The sequence below is a fragment of the Fructilactobacillus sanfranciscensis DSM 20451 genome (assembly GCF_001436035.1).
In the GTDB taxonomy this organism is placed as follows: Bacteria; Bacillota; Bacilli; order Lactobacillales; family Lactobacillaceae; genus Fructilactobacillus; species Fructilactobacillus sanfranciscensis.
Genome location: NZ_AYYM01000001.1, coordinates 139,128 through 155,886, shown reverse-complemented (window position 1 = coordinate 155,886; position 16,759 = coordinate 139,128). Strand labels below are relative to the sequence as shown.

Sequence of the window (16,759 nt, the reverse complement as noted above, 5' to 3'; positions counted from 1 at the left end):
TCACGGCAGTAACATGGGTTCGAATCCCGTGCGGGTCATTTTTAATATTTTTATTATCGCGGGGTAGAGCAGTCTGGCAGCTCGTCGGGCTCATAACCCGGAGGTCGTTGGTTCAAATCCAGCCCCCGCAATTTTGGTCCGTTGGTCCAGTCGGTTTAAGACGCCTGCCTGTCACGCAGGAGATCACGAGTTCGAGTCTCGTACGGACCGTACGAATTAAATATTATCGTAATTTTATCTATTTTAGTTAAATTGCGTTTGTCTCGTCATTTATGATGAGACTTTTTTTATTTATGAATTTATTTTATTCAAATTAAAAAGTGATATTAACTTTAAAATCGCTAATACCGCTTTAAATTGAATAATTATTTTTCAACTCTTTCATAACCTGAATTATGATAGTTAATACTAAAATCATCCTTGAAATTATTAAATGCCATAAAGTTATTAATTTTATTATCTTTCCATTGAAGAAATGAATATTCATCCTTCCAAAGGGTTAAAAAGATTCTTTTATCAGCATTATCATTGGAAGTCATGTAATAGGCACTGTACATTCCTTCAGGATGATTGATGTCGGTCATAAAATTACTAGCAGTAGCATCAAGAACTTTACGACGTTGAGCATCTGGAGTTACTTCAACGTAATCTATGTAATGATTCCAATCGTCATTTCCAGTATGTGAAACGACATTATAGATAACTGGAGCTGAGAAAACTGATTCTTTTCCAGAGTAGTCAACTAGTTGCAAACTAGTGGCATTAATTGATGGCGAAAATAAGGCTAATTCACGGTCTGGATAATCATTTAAAATTTTATCTAAAACGCTCTGAGAACCGAATGTTACAGAAATTTGTTTAATCATAATTGTTCCCCCACTCATTTTATTTACATTAAGTTTAAAATAAAGTACGCTAAGTTAAAAGAAATAAGTATTAGAAGGTGAATATTAATGAAATTAACAGTGTTAGGTTATTATGGTGGGTATCCTTTTCAAAATAAAGGTACCAGTGGTTATTTAATTCAATCTGATGGATTTAATTTACTACTTGATTGTGGGAGTGGTGTATTAATGTCACTTGAAAATCAAATTGATCCATTAAAATTAAATGCTGTTGTTTTATCACACTATCACGCTGATCATATCGCAGATGTGGGTGTTTTGCAATATTATTGGCAATTACACGATGAACGTTATAAAACGTCCATATTGCCAATATATGGGCATACATTAGACAAATTCAACTTTGATAGGTTAGATTGGCCAAACTCAACTAAAAAAGTAGGGTTTGAAGAAAACCAAAGCAAAAAAGTTGGGCCATTCGAATTGTCCTTTATAAAGACTGTTCATCCAGTTCCTGCATTTGCGATTAGAATTAAAGAAATTAGTACCGGTAAGACCATTGTTTATACTGCTGATACCCGTTATTTTGCTGGATTAATCAATTTTACAAAGGATGCTGATCTATTGATTGCAGATACAAACTTTTTCAGTGATAAAACTGGTCCGATTTGGCATATGACCTCGACTGAAGTTGGTCAATTAGCTAAAAATGCAGATGTAAATGAATTAATGATTAGTCATTTGCCCCAATCAAATAAGTTGGATGAGCTAAAAAAACAAACTGAACAAGCTGCTGGGGATAAAATTAAAGTTATTTTACCAACTGTAGGAGAAAGAATTGAAATAAGTTAAGAGGGATAAAATTGAAATACGAAAGATCTAATGAAAATACGATTAAAGTTTGGATTACATCAGGTGATTTAAAAAAGAGAGAAGTTAATATTTTAGATCTTATGAATGATAAAAATAAAGTAGAAAACTTCTTTTATTCAATCCTTGAAGAGGTAGATGATAATCACGATTTTCAAAATAATGATTTAGTATCATTTCAAATCTTGCCAGAATCAGATGGTTTTCAAATGATTATTAGCAAGGATAATAATGTCGTTTCCAAATTAGCTGAAAAGAACGTCAAATTTATGTCAGAACAAACAAAAGAAAGATTTGACGAAATCAAAGAAAAAAATCGACCAATTGATGAGTTTGATGAAAAAACAATGACTCGAACTGTTCCAATTTATTTTGAAGATTTTGAAAAAGTGGTTGATGCTACTAATGAATTGCAAAGTAGCCTTGATTTACCTGGAATGCGAAATACGAGCGATTTGTATAAAAATCAAAATAGATATTACCTAGTCCTTAAATTTGTTTTGCTTCCAGATGGAATAAACGTTGGGTATGAAGAGGTTAAAAATCGTTTAGACCTAATTGATAATCATTTGTCATTGTTTTATGAATATGGTCATTTGAGTGAATTTCATGCAGATCAAATTAAAAAGCAAGCTAAGTTGATAACTAAAGATTCAGCAATTGCTACAATTAAAAATTATTTTAACTAAAGACTAATTTAGGTTAGTCTTTTTTCGTACCTTTGATAGGGTGATGAAATGTTAATTGCACATTACAAAGAAAAATTAATCAATGCTGAGTTTGCCCAAAAGCAAAAAAAGTATACCTGTCCCATTTGTCATGAGTTAGTAATTCTAAAAAAAGGGCATAAGATGGTTTCTCATTTTGCACATTATGTTTCATCTGACTGTGTTGGTAATGAGGGGGAAACCCAGTTACATCTGAAAGGTAAACAACATTTATTAAAGGATTTAATAAAAGAATATCCTAAAATTAAATTAGAAATTTATTTGAATGATTTGAAACAAAGACCTGATTTATTGACTGGAAACTTGGCTTTTGAATATCAATGTAGCCCAATTAGTAATCGGAGGCTAAAGGAACGAGTTATTGGTTATCAATCTCGACAAATTAATTCAATTTGGATTTTAGGGATGGATTATTTTAAGAAGAATTTGCATGCTTATTCAGTTTTAAGATTTATCCGCTATCAAAAATGCGTTGGATTTTATTTATTATTTTTAGATGCTTCTCAACATCAATATTGTTTGAAATATCAAATTTATCAAATTGGTAATCAAATACAATGCAAATTGAAAATATTTGATAACTATCAAATGTTAATAAAATTTATGAAAACTCCACAGCAAAACACCTATTTGCAGCCTAATTTAATTAAACTTACGCAGTCTATTGAGACTAAAGTTCGGTGGCAGGATACTATAATGATAAAATTGCAAAAAAGATGCTATGAAAATGGTCACTTATTGACTGGGTGTCCATTAATTGTTTATTATCCGATTCAAAATTCACCGATTTTAAATCGAAATTGGTTAGAGTGGAAAATTGAAATTATTTTATACTTAGAAAATAAACAAGAGTGCAAATTGTCAGATTTATATCAACTAGTTAATCATGAGGAATTTTTATTTATTAAGATTAAAAATCCAACGTTAAGCTTTTTAAAATTATTAGCAAAACAACAATATGTGAAAATTGAGGGAGAAAACATAAAATTGAGTCAAAATTTCATTTGGTATCGAGATACTTATGATAAAATTGGTGCAATCAAAAAATTGGAAAAGAGGCATTATTATGACAGTTAAAAGTATCCCCAATCGTGATCAGGTTTCTGAAAACTTAACCTGGGATTTAACCCCTATTTTTTCAGATAATCAAGCATTCCTTGCTGAGTTAGATTCTGTTAAAGAAGCGACTAAAACAATTAATCAATTATCTGGTATTATGAGCAATAGTGCAGATGATTTATTAAATGTAGTTAAAAAAGTTTTGAATTTAAATCGTCGTTACGAAAACGTATATGTATATTCACATCTTAGCAATGACGTGGATACTTCCAATAACGATGCTCAGGCTAGAATGGAACAAGTTGAAGCCCTAGGAACAAAATTAAGTGAAGCAACAGCTTGGTTTGATCCGGAAATTATTAATCTTGGCAAAACCAAAATAGATAATTTCATTTCCAAGCAACCTAAATTAAGCGAATATGATCGTCTATTTAAGATGATTTTGAAAGATGAAGGTCATGTTCTAAGTGTTGAAGCTGAAAAATTATTGTCAGGTGCTTCTAATATTTTTAACGCGCCTGAAAAAATATTCAGTATGATGGATAGTGCTGATTTTGTTTTTCCAGAAGTAAAAGATGATCAAGGAAACTTAGTACGCTTATCAAACGGATTATATAGTCTCTTACTTCAATCAACCAACCAAAATACCAGAAAAGAAGCCTTTCAAAAGTTCTATACAGTGTTTAATCAGTTTAAGCATACTTTAGCAGCAACTTTATCATCTGAAGTTGCAGTAAATAATTATCAAGCCCAAGCACATCACTTTAATAGTGCACGGGAACAAGCTATGCATGAAAATGAAATTCCAGAAAGCGTTTTTGATACTTTAGTTAAAACGGTAAATGACAATTTACCTTTATTGCATCGATATGTATCTTTGCGTAAAAAGATTCTAAATTTATCTGAAATGCATATGTATGATATGTATGTGCCTCTCGCAAAAGACCCAGATGTTAAATATACGTTTGCTGAATCAAAAAAGATTATGTTACAAGCACTTCAAATTATGGGACCAGACTATGTAAAACATGTTCAAGAAGAACTAGACAATCGCTGGATTGATGTAGTTGAAAATAAAGGCAAACGGACTGGTGCATATTCATCTGGAGTTTATGATACCAATCCATACATTTTGTTGAACTGGCAAGATAATCTTGATAATTTATATACTTTAATTCATGAAACTGGACATAGTATGCACAGTTTTTATTCTAGTCATAATCAACCATATCAATATGGAAATTATTCAATTTTTGTTGCTGAAATTGCCTCGACAACTAACGAAAATATTCTTACCGACTATTTATTAGCTAACACGAATGATTCAGAAATGAAGAAATACATTCTTAGTCAATATTTAGAAGGTTTCAAGGGAACTATTTTTCGTCAAACACAATTTGCTGAATTTGAGAATTGGATTCACGAACAGGGAAGATTAGGAAAATCATTAACTGCGGATGTAATGAGTAAAAAGTACAAAGAAATTAATGAAAAATATTATGGTGATGAGATTGTTTCGGATCCAGAAATTGCAATTGAATGGTCAAGAATTCCACATTTCTATTATGATTTTTATGTATATCAGTACGCAACTGGGTTTGGTGCAGCTTCAACTTTAGCTGAAAAAATCAGTTCTGGTAATCAGAATTCAATTGATGCTTACTTAAATTATTTAAAATCTGGGAGTTCAGATACACCAATTAATATTATGAAGCGTGCAGGGGTAGATATGACTAATAGTCAATATTTAGAAGCTGCATTTGCCAAATTCTCACAACGCATAGATGAATTAGAAAGCTTAATTTAAAAATTATTTTTGAATTACAAAAATCCCGGTAATAATCACTTAATTGTGATTATTACCGGGATTTTGTTTTTTATGTAATTACTGTTTTTATAAAACTCGCAAATTTGGTAATGTTTTTAAATTATAAAATGAGTTACGATTTACAACATCACTGAATAATTCTTTTAATTGAGAATTATTGATTTTTTCAACTAGTACTCCATGCTCACTAGAATTACAATCAAACATTACTAAACTATCATGATTAGTAATGCCCATTTCTTGCACTAATTTTTGATCAGAACTTACATTTTCTTTAACCATTGAAGAGAGCCGATCTTCTTTAAACATATCTAAGTCTAAATTAACAGCTAAAGCGGCATGGTAAGCTAATTCGTCGTTATAATTTCTTTTTTTAACTAAGGTTAATTCTTGAATTAATTGTAAAAACTGACGACCCTTTTTGCACCCTTGGTAAAGTGCAGCTTTATAATCAATCGTCATTTGATAAGAGTCAATATGAAGTAGATTGGCTTCATTGATAGAGCCGAGACTGATAAAGGGAATAAATCTAAGACAAACCTTACAATTAAGTTTTTCAGTAACCTTCGTTACTTCTTGTGCAGAATTCAAACATTTTAAACAAGCTGGGTTAACGAATAAGTAAACTTCAAACATCAATTATTCCTCCTTATCATAAGTATTATAAGTTTCATGCATAATATAGATTAACAAATTATTAGATAATTTCAAAGAATTAGCATGCATTTTCTTAAAATAACGTATTATTATATATGATATGATTAATATTATATAATATTAGCCGAAATGAGGTGTGTTTATGATTAAAGATTGGAATCTGTTTTTATTTCCATATAATCAAGCCGCGAAAGAATGGAAAATAAAATTAAGAGGAATTCGCGAAGAGTTTCAATTAATGGATGAACATTCACCAATTGAATTTGTAACCAGTCGAATTAAAGCAATTGATAGTATTAAAGAGAAAATGGTGCGTCGTAACATTGAACCAGAACGCCTAACAGAGGATATGGAAGATATCTGTGGACTCCGAATTATGTGTCCATTTCTGGATGATATTTATACCGTGGTCGATATTTTAAGAAAACGAAATGATATTGATATCTTAGAAGAACGAGATTACATTAATAATGAAAAGAAAAGTGGTTATCGTTCTTATCATATTGTTTTTAAATATCCGATTGAATTATTAGATGGACAACATAATATTTTAGTTGAAATTCAAATTAGAACATTAGCAATGAATTTTTGGGCAACACTTGAACATTCATTAAATTACAAACATCCTGATGTATTTCCAGAAAATGTGAATAAACGACTTCAAGAAGCATCTGAAACAGCATTCGAACTTGATGAAGAAATGTCAGAGATTAGAAAAGAATTAATAAAGGATGCTAAACGGCATCAACAAGAGGGTAAAAAGAATGAGAATTGCAATTTACGGAAATGATAAACCAACATCAAGTAAAGTAGCATCTGAGTTATCAAAACTCGTGAATGATTCTAAAGTTTTAGAATTGGATGAACTCAACCCAGAAGTGGTTATTTCAGTTGGTGGAGATGGGACTTTACTATCTGCTTTTCACCATTATGATGATATGACGGAAAAAGTTCGATTTGTTGGAATCCATACTGGACACCTTGGATTTTATACTGATTGGCGCGATAATGAAGTCCAACAATTAGTTGAAAGTCTTGAACACGATAACGGTCAGAGTGTCAGTTATCCTTTGTTAGATATTGAGGTTAATTATTCAGACGAAGGCAAACCAGACTATATGGTAGCCTTAAACGAATCAACGATTAAAAAAATGTTTGGTACGATGGTTGCTAAGGTCTATATCAAGGACTATTTATTTGAAAGTTTTCGTGGTGATGGTCTTTGTATTTCAACGCCTACTGGGTCAACTGCCTACAATAAATCAGTTGGTGGTGCAATTATTTCACCAAAATTTAATGCGGTTCAAATGGCTGAGATGGCTTCAATTAATAATCGGGTTTTTCGAACAATTGGATCACCAATTATTATTCCCCCCACTGAATCAATTACGATTGTCCCACAAGTTTCACTTCACAATGTTCTGACTTGTGATCAACTTTTGGTTATGGATCGACCAATTAAATCAATTACTTACAAGATTTCCAAACGGCGAATTTACTTTGCTAAATATCGGCATACACATTTCTGGGAAAGAGTAAATAATTCATTTATTGGTGATAATTTAAATGATTAGTTTTAAATGGACTAATGAGAATGTTAATCGCTTAAAGTTGCGGACTTTTTTGCTAAACAAAGGAGTTACCCGGACCTTATTAAAACGAATTAAATTTCATGGTGGGCAAACTTTAGTTAATGGTGAAAATGTATACACTAATCACATGTTGGAAGATGGTGATCAGATAGAAATTATTTTACCTCCAGAACCACAAAATGAGATTCTCAATGTTTCTAATTTGCCAATCGATATTTTATTTGAAAATGATAATTATTTAATTGTTAATAAACCAGTGAATGTGGCTACTGTTCCATCACATCTTTATCCAAATGACACAATGGTAAATCGAGTTTTAGGATATTATTTGCGTAAAGATTATCCAAGTCGAAAAATTCACGTAGTCAATCGATTAGATCGAGGAACTAGTGGGCCGGTTATTTTTGCTAAAAATAGTTTGGCCCACTCCATTCTAGACAAAGAATTCAAAAATCATCGAATTAAAAAGAGCTACATTGCAGGCTTGGTTGGAAGAATTCCTTATCAACATGCCAGCATTAAATTACCAATTGGGCGCAAGCCAGATTCATTTTTAGAACGAATGGTTATTGATGGCGGAAAAGTTTCTGATACGGAATTTTGGAAGTATAAAACTAATGATCAATATTCCTTAGTTAAAATAAGACTCCATACGGGAAGAACTCATCAAATTCGCGTCCATTTTGCTACCATTGGTTATCCGTTAATTGGGGATTGGCTATATGGAAAGGAAACTGATGTGTTAGATCATCAAGCCCTACACAGCTACCAATTAGAATTTTGGGATGCTTTAGATGGAATCGAGATTAAAGTCAAAGCTCCAATCCCAAGCTATTTTAATGATCTAATAAAAAATGAGTGATTAGAAATTAATTTCTAATCACTCATTTTTTTATTTTTGGTTAATGCAAATAAATGGTTTAAATTCTGCTTCAACTTCGGCTAAATCTTTGGCCCCTTTAGTTAAAGGTATTAAGCGAAGAGAATTTTCTTTTAGCAAGTGCTGATTTAGTGCACTTAAATTTTGATTAGCTACAATTCCAGTGAAATTATGGTCAATCAACCACGCAATGCTTTTATCCCAATCTTTTTCGTCAATGTCAGCGAAAGCAGGAGAAAAGAACATTTCCATTCCGTCTGATGCGCCAATTAAAATATCCATGGCTTCTTCATCAATTTTGTGGTCAGCGGTTGTTGCACCAATAATCACACCGTCTACACCAAGTTCCTGGCATTGAAATAAATCATCCTCCATTAATTTTATTTCAGAATCGTTAAATATGCTACTTGTGCAGTTAGCATTTACAAAAACATCTAAACTTACTTGGTGTTCATGAGTGTAAGTGACTGAAGCGGCAATTAAACCCCGACTAGGTGTCATTTTTTTATTTGCTAAAGCAATTCGTACTTTAGTTTGTTTTGTAGCAGTTGGAACATCACGAAAACAATCTACTAATGGTTCAATATAAGTCATTTGAATCCCTCCAATAAGTTCATTATACTGATTTTTGTACTATAATTCAGAGATTGTAAAATTTAAATTTAAGCAACATGGTATAATTAAGTGTTAAAGTTTACCGAAACAAAAGAATTGGAGAAACAAGATGACAAATCATATCGTTTTATTTGAACCCCTTATGCCCGCTAATACAGGTAATATTGCTAGAACGTGTGCGGGAACTGATACTGTTTTAGATTTAATTAAGCCCTTAGGGTTTACCATTGATGACAAACATTTAAAACGTGCTGGTCTAGATTATTGGGATAAAGTAGAAATTAATTATCATGAGAGCTTACCAGAATTTTTAGAGACCGTTGAAAATAAGCAAAACTTATTTTTAGTTTCAAAATTTGGAAAATTTAATTATACAGATCATGATTATTCTGATGTTAAAGAGGATAGATATTTCTTATTTGGTAAAGAAACTACTGGTCTTCCAGAGAAATTTGAACAAAAATATGCTCAACAAGCAATTCGAATTCCACAAGACGATTCACATATCCGAGCACTCAATCTTTCTAATAGTGCAGCAATTGTGATTTATGAAGCATTACGTCAACAAAATTTTGTGGGGCTCAATAAAGTTCATAATTATGAACACGATAAACTATCTGAATTTAAAAAGTAAGGAGAATTTTTTTGGCGACTAGAAGAAAAACAAAGAGAAAACCAAGAAGTAGAAAAAAGAAAAAAGAAGGTTTTTTTCATCGCTCATTTAAATTTTTATTAGAAAATAAAGTCAATTTTATTGGATTAATTTTGGGTTTAATTGGTGCATTAGCGTTCTTTAATTTCGGCTTAATTGGGAATTTGTTTGCTAATTTAATTAGAATTCCATTTGGAAATGCGTATCGGTTAATTTGGGTTTTATTAGCGATTGTTGGTGGGTTTCTATTTGTTGAGCGTCCTTTACCTAAAATTAAAGATCATTTTATTTGGGGTGTCCTTGTTGGATTAGTGGGTTATCTTTTGTTTGCATCAGCTATGATGTTTAATATTTTAGGACAAAAGTATCAGTTCATTAATATCACTTGGCAAACCATTATGGACGATTTTTCTCGTAGTACAACGATTACCAATGTTGGTGGGGGTATGATTGGTGCAGGATTATTACAGCTTTTTGATACTTTAATCTCGTTTCCTGGTGCTGTTGGTTTATCGATTTTATTAATGTTAACTGGTACGATTGTATTCTTTAAAATTCCGGTTGGAACTTGGGCAAAATCAATTATTAATATCTCAAAAAAATGGATTGCTGCACTTAATGCTAAATACCAACGTCGAAAACTACAAAAGCAAGTTACTAATCAAAGTAAATCTACTAACAAAATTGGTAAAACAATTCAACCAACCTTTAATGATGAAAAAGATTCTGAAAAAATTCAATCTGATGAAGAAAATAGAAGCGAAATTAAGCCGCATCCTAACAAAGTGGAAAAAAGTAAACCAAGTATCAACATGGCTAGCGAAAATCAAACTAATACAAAAGGTTTTCAAAGACAGATTCAAGCAAGTGATGGTGATTATGAGTTACCTTCAACTGATTTATTAGCACAAATTCCACAAACTGATCAAACTAAAGAAATCAAAGAAATTGATAAAAATATGGAAATTTTGCAAAAAACTTTGAAGAGTTTTGGTGTTGATGCTGAAGTTAAAAATGTAAGCTTAGGTCCGTCAGTTACAGAATACGAATTACACCCAGCAATTGGGGTAAAAGTTAGTAAAATTGTTAATTTGAGCGATGATTTAGCCCTTGCATTAGCAGCTAAAGATATTCGAATTGAAGCTCCCATTCCAGGAAAATCGTTAATTGGAATTGAAGTTCCTAATCGTGAAATATCAATGGTTTCTTTCCGTGATACGTTTGAATCACAAGATAAAAAAGGCATGGAAAAAGTTTTAAGTGTTCCACTAGGAAAAGATGTTAATGGAAATGTTATTTCTTGTGATATTACTAAAATGCCTCATTTATTAATTGCTGGTTCAACTGGAAGTGGTAAATCAGTTGCAATAAATGGAATTTTAACGAGTATTTTGCTTAAAGCAACCCCTAATCAAGTTAAATTAATGTTGATTGACCCTAAAAAGGTAGAACTAGGAGTTTATAACGGGATTCCACACTTACTTTCACCAGTTGTTTCGGAACCAAAGAAGGCAGCTCGTGCGTTAAACAAAGTTGTGGAAGAAATGGAAAAACGTTATGAATTATTTGCTAAAACTGGTCAACGAAAAATTGATACTTATAATGAATTTGTAAAAGAAGAAAATGCAAAAAATGGAACAGATATTCCTACATTACCCTATATAGTTGTTGTAGTTGATGAATTAGCTGATTTAATGATGACAGTTTCTAATGAAGTTGAAACAGCTATTATTCGTTTGGCACAAATGGGACGAGCAGCTGGTGTTCACATGATTTTAGCAACACAACGTCCGTCAGTTGATGTTATTACTGGTTTAATTAAAGCTAATGTTCCATCTAGAATTGCCTTTGCTGTTTCGAGCGGGACAGATTCAAGAACTATTCTTGATTCAAATGGTGCTGAAAAATTACTTGGTCGGGGTGATATGCTTTTTGAACCAATTGATCAAAATAAACCAACCAGAATTCAAGGATCTTTTATTTCAGATCAAGATGTCGAAAATGTAGTCGATTTTGTTAAGTCAGAAGGTGAACCAGACTACGATGATAATATGGTAGTAACAGATGCTGAAATGAAACAAGAAGAAAATGACGAAGAAAAAGATGAACTTTTTGATGAGGCGCTGGATTTTGTGATTGATGAACATAAGGCCAGCACGTCTATGTTACAAAGACGTTTTAGAATTGGTTATAATCGTGCGGCACGGATTATTGATGATATGTACAATCGAGGTTATATTGGTGAACAACGAGGTAGTACACCGCGTCCAGTCTATAAGCAGAAATCTAAAAGTGATTCCTAATAAAAAAGACTGGGGCATAAACTCCAGTCTTTTTTATTACATATTTTCAAATACAGCAGATGCAGATACAAGAATCACACCTAAGAGAGTAATAATAATCATAATCCATACAAATATGTATAAAATCTTTTGAAAAGTTGTTTTATCACGCCATTTTGTCAAAGTTAACACCACTTTCGTTATCTAATATTCTTTATTTTAACTTTGGATTTAAGACATTGCAACTATCTAACTGAGAATGAAATGAGGTAAATTATGAGTTTAATTTCATATCCACAAACTTTAAGTGAATTATTTGCTAGCCAATGTAAACCACTATTGGGATTAATAATTAGTTGCTTAATTTTAAGCATTATAAAAAGGATGTTGAATAACCGGTATTTGAATCGTGTTAAATTAATTGATCTTTTTCCCGTTTTTGCAATTATTGCTATTCCAATCTTAACAATTAATGGTCAAGGAAATACATTTTTACCCATATTAATTTTTATTTGGATGATTATTGGAATTATTTGGATCATTTATTTAATTTTTTCAAGAGGAGAATTAGTTCTAAAAAAATATTTGATTGCCTTCTGGCGATTTGGCGATCTTTATTGGTTGTTTTTTTATTTTTTATCTTTTGCCATAAAAATCATAGTGTAGAAGTCTTTTAAGGACATTGAGAATTTATTCTCAATGTCCTTTTTTTTATAAATTTTATTTTTGTGGTAAAAAGTTGGGGAAAAGTGGTTCAAAGTGACAGATTGTGGTAGACTAAAATTATTATTAGGAAGAAAGTGATGCTGCCATGTTTATGGGTGAATATCGTCACAATATTGACTCCAAAGGCAGAATCATCATTCCTGCTAAATTTCGGGAGCAATTAAGTCAAGTTTTTGTTATAACACGTGGTTTGGATGGATGTTTATTTGGATATTCCGCTGAAGAATGGGAAAAAGTTCAAGCAGAAGTTGATAAATTACCATTTAATAAAAAAGATGCAAGAACTTTTTCACGTTTATTTTTCTCGGCAGCAACTGAATGTGAAATTGATAAACAAGGACGAGTTAACCTCCCTTCTTCACTTGTTAAGTATGCTGGATTAGTTAAAAATTGCGTTTTAACTGGTGTATCAACGCGTTTTGAAATTTGGGATGCGGATAAGTGGGATACATATACAGAAGAATCTCAAGATGACTTTAATGAAATTGCAGAAAATTTATTAGATTTTTAGAAAAGGAGGTAAAAAATGACAGAATTTAATCATGTTACCGTTATGTTGAATGAGGCAATTGATGGATTAGAGGTTAAACCAGATGGTATTTATGTTGACTGTACACTGGGAGGAGGAGGACATAGTGCTTTATTGCTTTCCCATCTAACCAATGGTCATTTATATTCGTTTGATCAAGATGACCACGCAATTGAATACAATAAAGAACATCTAAAAAAATATTTAGCTGAAAATGAATTAACTTTTATTCATGATAACTTTCGTAATTTAGCCAAAGACTTGAGCGAACAAGGAGTTAGTGAAGTTGACGGAATTGTTTATGATTTAGGAGTTTCATCGCCTCAGTTTGATGATGCTGAACGTGGATTTAGTTATCAAAAAGATGCTCGTTTAGATATGCGAATGGATCAACGCCAAAAACTTGATGCTTGGAAAGTAGTTAATGAATGGCCATATGAACAACTGGTAAGAATTTTTTTCCGATATGGAGAAGAAAAATTTTCTAAACAAGTAGCTAGAAGCATCGAAAGAATTAGAGCTGACCAACCAATTAATACTACTACTGAATTAGCCGAAATTATTAAAAATGCTATTCCAGCGGCTGCTAGACGACATGGTGGTAATCCAGCTAAAAAAGTTTTTCAAGCAATTAGGATTGCTGTTAATGATGAACTAGGAGCTTTAGAAGAATCTTTAGAGCAAGCGATTGACCGTTTGAAAATTCACGGAAGAATCAGTGTAATTACTTTTCAACCTTTGGAAGATCGGTTAGTTAAAAGAATGTTTAAAGAAAAAACAACTATCGAAAATTTACCGCCCAATATTCCCGTGATTCCTGAAGAGATGCAACCTCATTTTAAGATGGTCCAAAAAAAGCCCATCTTACCTAGTGAAGGTGAACAATTAGAAAATCGTCGATCACATAGTGCAAAATTAAGAATTATAGAAAGAATTAAATAGGGGGATTTAGGCTATGGCACAAGGCGGACTAGCTAGAAAGGAAATTTCTAGTCATACATATACAGTTTCGCACGAACAAAAACCGGCTAATGTAACTACAATTGAAAATGGACAATTAACATTATCAGTATTTGAAAAAATGTTAATTGGAATTGGCGTATTTGTATCGTTTTTTTTACTTGTTTCAATTGTTTCAACTAAAAATGCAATTAACGTTTCACAACGTTCTTTACAGAATATTACATCACAAAATAATCGGCTTAATGATGAAAATCAAAGTATGAGCCAAACATTAGACGGAATGGAAAATGATGCTATTAATCAAGTGGTAAAAAAAGATAATCTTTCAATTACCAATTCCAACGTAAGGGATGTAACAAGATGATAAATAAGCAAAATCAGCTGCATAATCAACAACAAGCCGCAAGAAATCGAAGAAACTTTGGAAGAATCTTTTTGTTTTCGGTATCTTTAATCTTTGTTGCGATTATCGGCTCTTTTTCGACTAAAGCACTTTTTAAAACTGCAAACGGAGTTGACTTAGTTCATAAAACGAAGCTTTTATACAACCGAAGTAGTATCATACAAGCTCAACGTGGAAAGATTGTTGCTAATAACAATGATCCTTTGGCAGAGGATACTAACACATATTCGCTTTACGCTGTAATTAGTAAAAAACAAAAAAGTGCTTCTGGGAAACCTGAATATGTACAGAATAAAAAGAAAACAGCAAAGATTTTATCAGAAAACTTACCTGTTTCTTATGATGCTGCATATAAGGTACTAAACCCTAAAAATAAAAAAGCTTTTCAAGTTGAGTTTGGTAACGCTGGAAAGAATATTGGCTTGATGACTAAGAAGAAAATTGAAGCCCATCATTTGACGGGCTTAAACTTTGTTGCTGAACCTGCTCGTTTATATCCAAACGGTGTTTTTGCTTCTCATATTGTTGGACTAGCGTCGCTAATTCAGAATGTTAAAACGAAACAAAATAATTTAGTTGGTCAAATGGGTATTGAACAATCGTTTAACAAATTTTTAACAGGGAAAAACGGATTTAAATCTAGTCAAGAAGATAATTATGGATATAAAATTCCATCTGGTGATAGCAAAGAAATCCCCGCTAAAAATGGAGATAATGTTCATACTACAATTAACCCTAGTCTTCAGTTGTTGCTAGAAAATCAAATGAATAAGGCCCAACAAGAAGCAAACCCTAAAAGTATGAATGCAATTTTAATGGATGCCAAAACTGGAAAGATTGTAGCAGCTTCACAACGCCCAACTTTTAATCCAGAAACTGGTAAAGGACTGGGGGATGTTTGGCGAGATACATTAACCCAAGATCTTTATGAACCAGGTTCAACTATGAAAGTCTTTTCGCTTGCCTCAGCCATTGATAGTGGTCACTACAATGGGAAGGCTACATACCAATCTGGTAAGTTTCAAATTGGAGATGCAATTGTTCCCGATTGGAATCCAAATGGTTGGGGAATTATCTCATTTAACCAAGGTTTTGCTATGTCAAGTAACGTTGCCATGGCTCATGTTGAACAATTGATGGGTGCAAGTACTTGGAAAAAATATATTAACCGTTTTCAATTACTAAAAAATAATACATCACAAATTGATAAACAAGCTCATGGAATAATTCAATTTAAAGAGCCAATTGAACAGGCAAATACTGCATTTGGACAAGGGATTCAAGTAACAGCTTTACAAATGTTACAAGGATTTACGGCCATTGCTAATAATGGTGAAATGATTCAACCACAATTTATTTCTAAAGTAACAGATTCAAAAAATAAAAAGGTTGTTAAGTCATATTCTAAAAAGGTTGTTGGTCATCCAATTAAAGCATCAACAGCAATTTCAGTAAGAAAACATATGGAAGATGCGGTTTATAAACCATATGCAGTTGGACAAGACTTTAAAATGGATGGTTATAAAGTAGCAGCTAAAACCGGTACAGCTCAAGTAACTGATAGTAGTGGTCAATATGGTAATGGGAATTCTAGTTATCTATACTCAGTAATCGAAATGGTACCAGCTAGTCATCCGCGGTATATTATGTATGTGACAATGAAACAACCCCAAAACATATCTACCCCAACAACTAAAGTAATGGGTGATAATTTTAATGTGGTTATGAAAAAAGCGTTGGAGAATAAAATTACCAAAGTAAAGACCGCAAAAATTCCTAAAGTAGCTGGAGATCCTGTGTCAGAAGCACAAAATAAATTAAATTCTAAGGGAATTCAAAATGTTGTCATCGGAAAAGGAAATACGGTTGTTAAACAAAATCCATCAGCTGACGCGCCAAAAGACTTGTCTCGAAGAGTAATGTTGTTAACCGATGGTCGGATGACAATGCCTGATTTAACAGGATGGTCTCGTGAAGAAGTGGAAGACTTTGCATCCTTGACCAACATCAAAGTATCGTTTAATGGTGAAGGAAACGTAACTGCACAAAGTATTAAAGCAAATGATGAGTTTGATGAGCATGCACAATTAGATGTTAATTTAAGTAATTAAATCAAAATATGAAAGGAAT

The 16,759-nt window shown here is 32.2% G+C and carries 18 protein-coding genes and 2 tRNA genes; 16 read left to right on the top strand and 4 right to left on the bottom strand.

Annotation, left to right across the window (positions count from 1 at the left end; all coding sequences use genetic code 11):
* Positions 1–57: 57 nt before the first annotated feature.
* Together FD36_RS00810 and FD36_RS00805 are read left to right on the top strand one after the other, a co-directional pair.
* Positions 58–131 (top strand) — tRNA-Met (locus FD36_RS00810).
* A gap of 4 nt (positions 132–135) precedes the next feature.
* Positions 136–210, top strand: a tRNA-Asp gene (locus FD36_RS00805).
* 155 nt (positions 211–365) lie between these two features.
* Here the strand turns inward: FD36_RS00805 and FD36_RS00800 are convergent.
* Entirely contained in the window at positions 366–866 is a 501-nt protein-coding gene (locus tag FD36_RS00800; protein WP_056957561.1) for a hypothetical protein, read from the bottom strand.
* 87 nt (positions 867–953) lie between these two features.
* On the opposite strand from FD36_RS00800, the gene FD36_RS00795 reads away from it, so the two are divergent.
* Genes FD36_RS00795 through pepF form a run of 4 tightly spaced genes read left to right on the top strand, consistent with a single transcriptional unit; the run spans position 954 to position 5,309 of the window.
* Positions 954–1,697 carry an MBL fold metallo-hydrolase gene (locus FD36_RS00795; RefSeq protein WP_056957560.1) on the top strand — a complete coding sequence of 248 codons (744 nt, stop codon included), beginning with the start codon at positions 954–956 and terminating at the stop codon, positions 1,695–1,697.
* Positions 1,698–1,708: 11 nt separating this feature from the next.
* Entirely contained in the window at positions 1,709–2,404 is a 696-nt protein-coding gene (locus FD36_RS00790; protein WP_056957559.1) for an adaptor protein MecA, read from the top strand.
* 48 nt (positions 2,405–2,452) lie between these two features.
* The gene (locus FD36_RS00785; protein ID WP_056957558.1) at positions 2,453–3,520 is read left to right on the top strand and encodes a competence protein CoiA; all 1,068 of its coding nucleotides are present in this window, start codon (positions 2,453–2,455) and stop codon (positions 3,518–3,520) included.
* Positions 3,510–5,309, top strand: a complete 1,800-nt coding sequence (gene pepF, locus FD36_RS00780; protein WP_056957557.1) for an oligoendopeptidase F — start codon at positions 3,510–3,512, stop codon at positions 5,307–5,309. Before FD36_RS00785 ends, pepF begins: the two co-directional genes overlap by 11 nt.
* 87 nt (positions 5,310–5,396) lie before the next feature.
* Here the strand turns inward: pepF and FD36_RS00775 are convergent, their stop codons facing one another.
* Positions 5,397–5,966 carry a DsbA family protein gene (locus FD36_RS00775; protein ID WP_056957556.1) on the bottom strand — a complete coding sequence of 190 codons (570 nt, stop codon included), beginning with the start codon at positions 5,964–5,966 and terminating at the stop codon, positions 5,397–5,399.
* 163 nt (positions 5,967–6,129) lie between these two features.
* Between FD36_RS00775 and FD36_RS00770 the strand changes: the two genes are divergently transcribed.
* Genes FD36_RS00770 through FD36_RS00760 form a run of 3 tightly spaced genes read left to right on the top strand, consistent with a single transcriptional unit; the run spans position 6,130 to position 8,441 of the window.
* Positions 6,130–6,777, top strand: coding sequence for a GTP pyrophosphokinase (locus tag FD36_RS00770; RefSeq protein ID WP_056957555.1), 648 nt, complete (start codon positions 6,130–6,132; stop codon positions 6,775–6,777).
* Positions 6,752–7,561, top strand: a complete 810-nt coding sequence (locus FD36_RS00765; protein ID WP_041817890.1) for an NAD kinase — start codon at positions 6,752–6,754, stop codon at positions 7,559–7,561. Before FD36_RS00770 ends, FD36_RS00765 begins: the two co-directional genes overlap by 26 nt.
* Positions 7,554–8,441 (top strand): RluA family pseudouridine synthase, encoded by an 888-nt coding sequence (locus tag FD36_RS00760; protein WP_056957554.1) that lies wholly within the window; start codon positions 7,554–7,556, stop codon positions 8,439–8,441. The genes FD36_RS00765 and FD36_RS00760 overlap by 8 nt, the downstream gene beginning before the upstream one ends.
* A 30-nt stretch (positions 8,442–8,471) precedes the next feature.
* Here the strand turns inward: FD36_RS00760 and FD36_RS00755 are convergent, their stop codons facing one another.
* A complete protein-coding gene (locus FD36_RS00755) occupies positions 8,472–9,053 on the bottom strand; it encodes a copper homeostasis protein CutC (protein ID WP_049777614.1) in 582 nt (193 codons plus the stop codon).
* Positions 9,054–9,183: 130 nt separating this feature from the next.
* Here FD36_RS00755 and trmL point away from each other — a divergent pair, with 130 nt between their 5' ends.
* Together trmL and FD36_RS00745 are read left to right on the top strand one after the other, a co-directional pair.
* The gene (gene trmL, locus FD36_RS00750; protein ID WP_056957553.1) at positions 9,184–9,708 is read left to right on the top strand and encodes a tRNA (uridine(34)/cytosine(34)/5-carboxymethylaminomethyluridine(34)-2'-O)-methyltransferase TrmL; all 525 of its coding nucleotides are present in this window, start codon (positions 9,184–9,186) and stop codon (positions 9,706–9,708) included.
* Positions 9,709–9,719: 11 nt separating this feature from the next.
* The gene (locus FD36_RS00745) at positions 9,720–12,029 is read left to right on the top strand and encodes a DNA translocase FtsK (RefSeq protein ID WP_056957552.1); all 2,310 of its coding nucleotides are present in this window, start codon (positions 9,720–9,722) and stop codon (positions 12,027–12,029) included.
* A gap of 36 nt (positions 12,030–12,065) precedes the next feature.
* On the opposite strand, the gene FD36_RS06425 is transcribed toward FD36_RS00745, so the two are convergent.
* The gene (locus FD36_RS06425; RefSeq protein WP_081462416.1) at positions 12,066–12,191 is read right to left on the bottom strand and encodes a DUF4044 domain-containing protein; all 126 of its coding nucleotides are present in this window, start codon (positions 12,189–12,191) and stop codon (positions 12,066–12,068) included.
* Between the two features lie 93 nt (positions 12,192–12,284).
* Here FD36_RS06425 and FD36_RS00740 point away from each other — a divergent pair, with 93 nt between their 5' ends.
* The 5 genes from FD36_RS00740 (at position 12,285) to FD36_RS00720 (ending at position 16,740) form a co-directional block, all read left to right on the top strand.
* Complete coding sequence (locus tag FD36_RS00740) at positions 12,285–12,674, top strand: DUF3397 family protein (RefSeq protein WP_014082276.1); 390 nt, start codon at positions 12,285–12,287, stop codon at positions 12,672–12,674.
* 145 nt (positions 12,675–12,819) lie between these two features.
* Positions 12,820–13,245, top strand: a complete 426-nt coding sequence (gene mraZ / locus FD36_RS00735) for a division/cell wall cluster transcriptional repressor MraZ (protein ID WP_014082275.1) — start codon at positions 12,820–12,822, stop codon at positions 13,243–13,245.
* A gap of 15 nt (positions 13,246–13,260) precedes the next feature.
* Positions 13,261–14,205: a 16S rRNA (cytosine(1402)-N(4))-methyltransferase RsmH gene (rsmH, locus tag FD36_RS00730; protein ID WP_056957551.1), complete on the top strand. Its 945-nt coding sequence runs from the start codon at positions 13,261–13,263 to the stop codon at positions 14,203–14,205.
* A gap of 13 nt (positions 14,206–14,218) precedes the next feature.
* A complete protein-coding gene (locus FD36_RS00725) occupies positions 14,219–14,590 on the top strand; it encodes a hypothetical protein (RefSeq protein WP_056957550.1) in 372 nt (123 codons plus the stop codon).
* Positions 14,587–16,740 carry a penicillin-binding transpeptidase domain-containing protein gene (locus tag FD36_RS00720; RefSeq protein WP_056957549.1) on the top strand — a complete coding sequence of 718 codons (2,154 nt, stop codon included), beginning with the start codon at positions 14,587–14,589 and terminating at the stop codon, positions 16,738–16,740. Before FD36_RS00725 ends, FD36_RS00720 begins: the two co-directional genes overlap by 4 nt.
* Positions 16,741–16,759 lie beyond the last annotated feature (19 nt).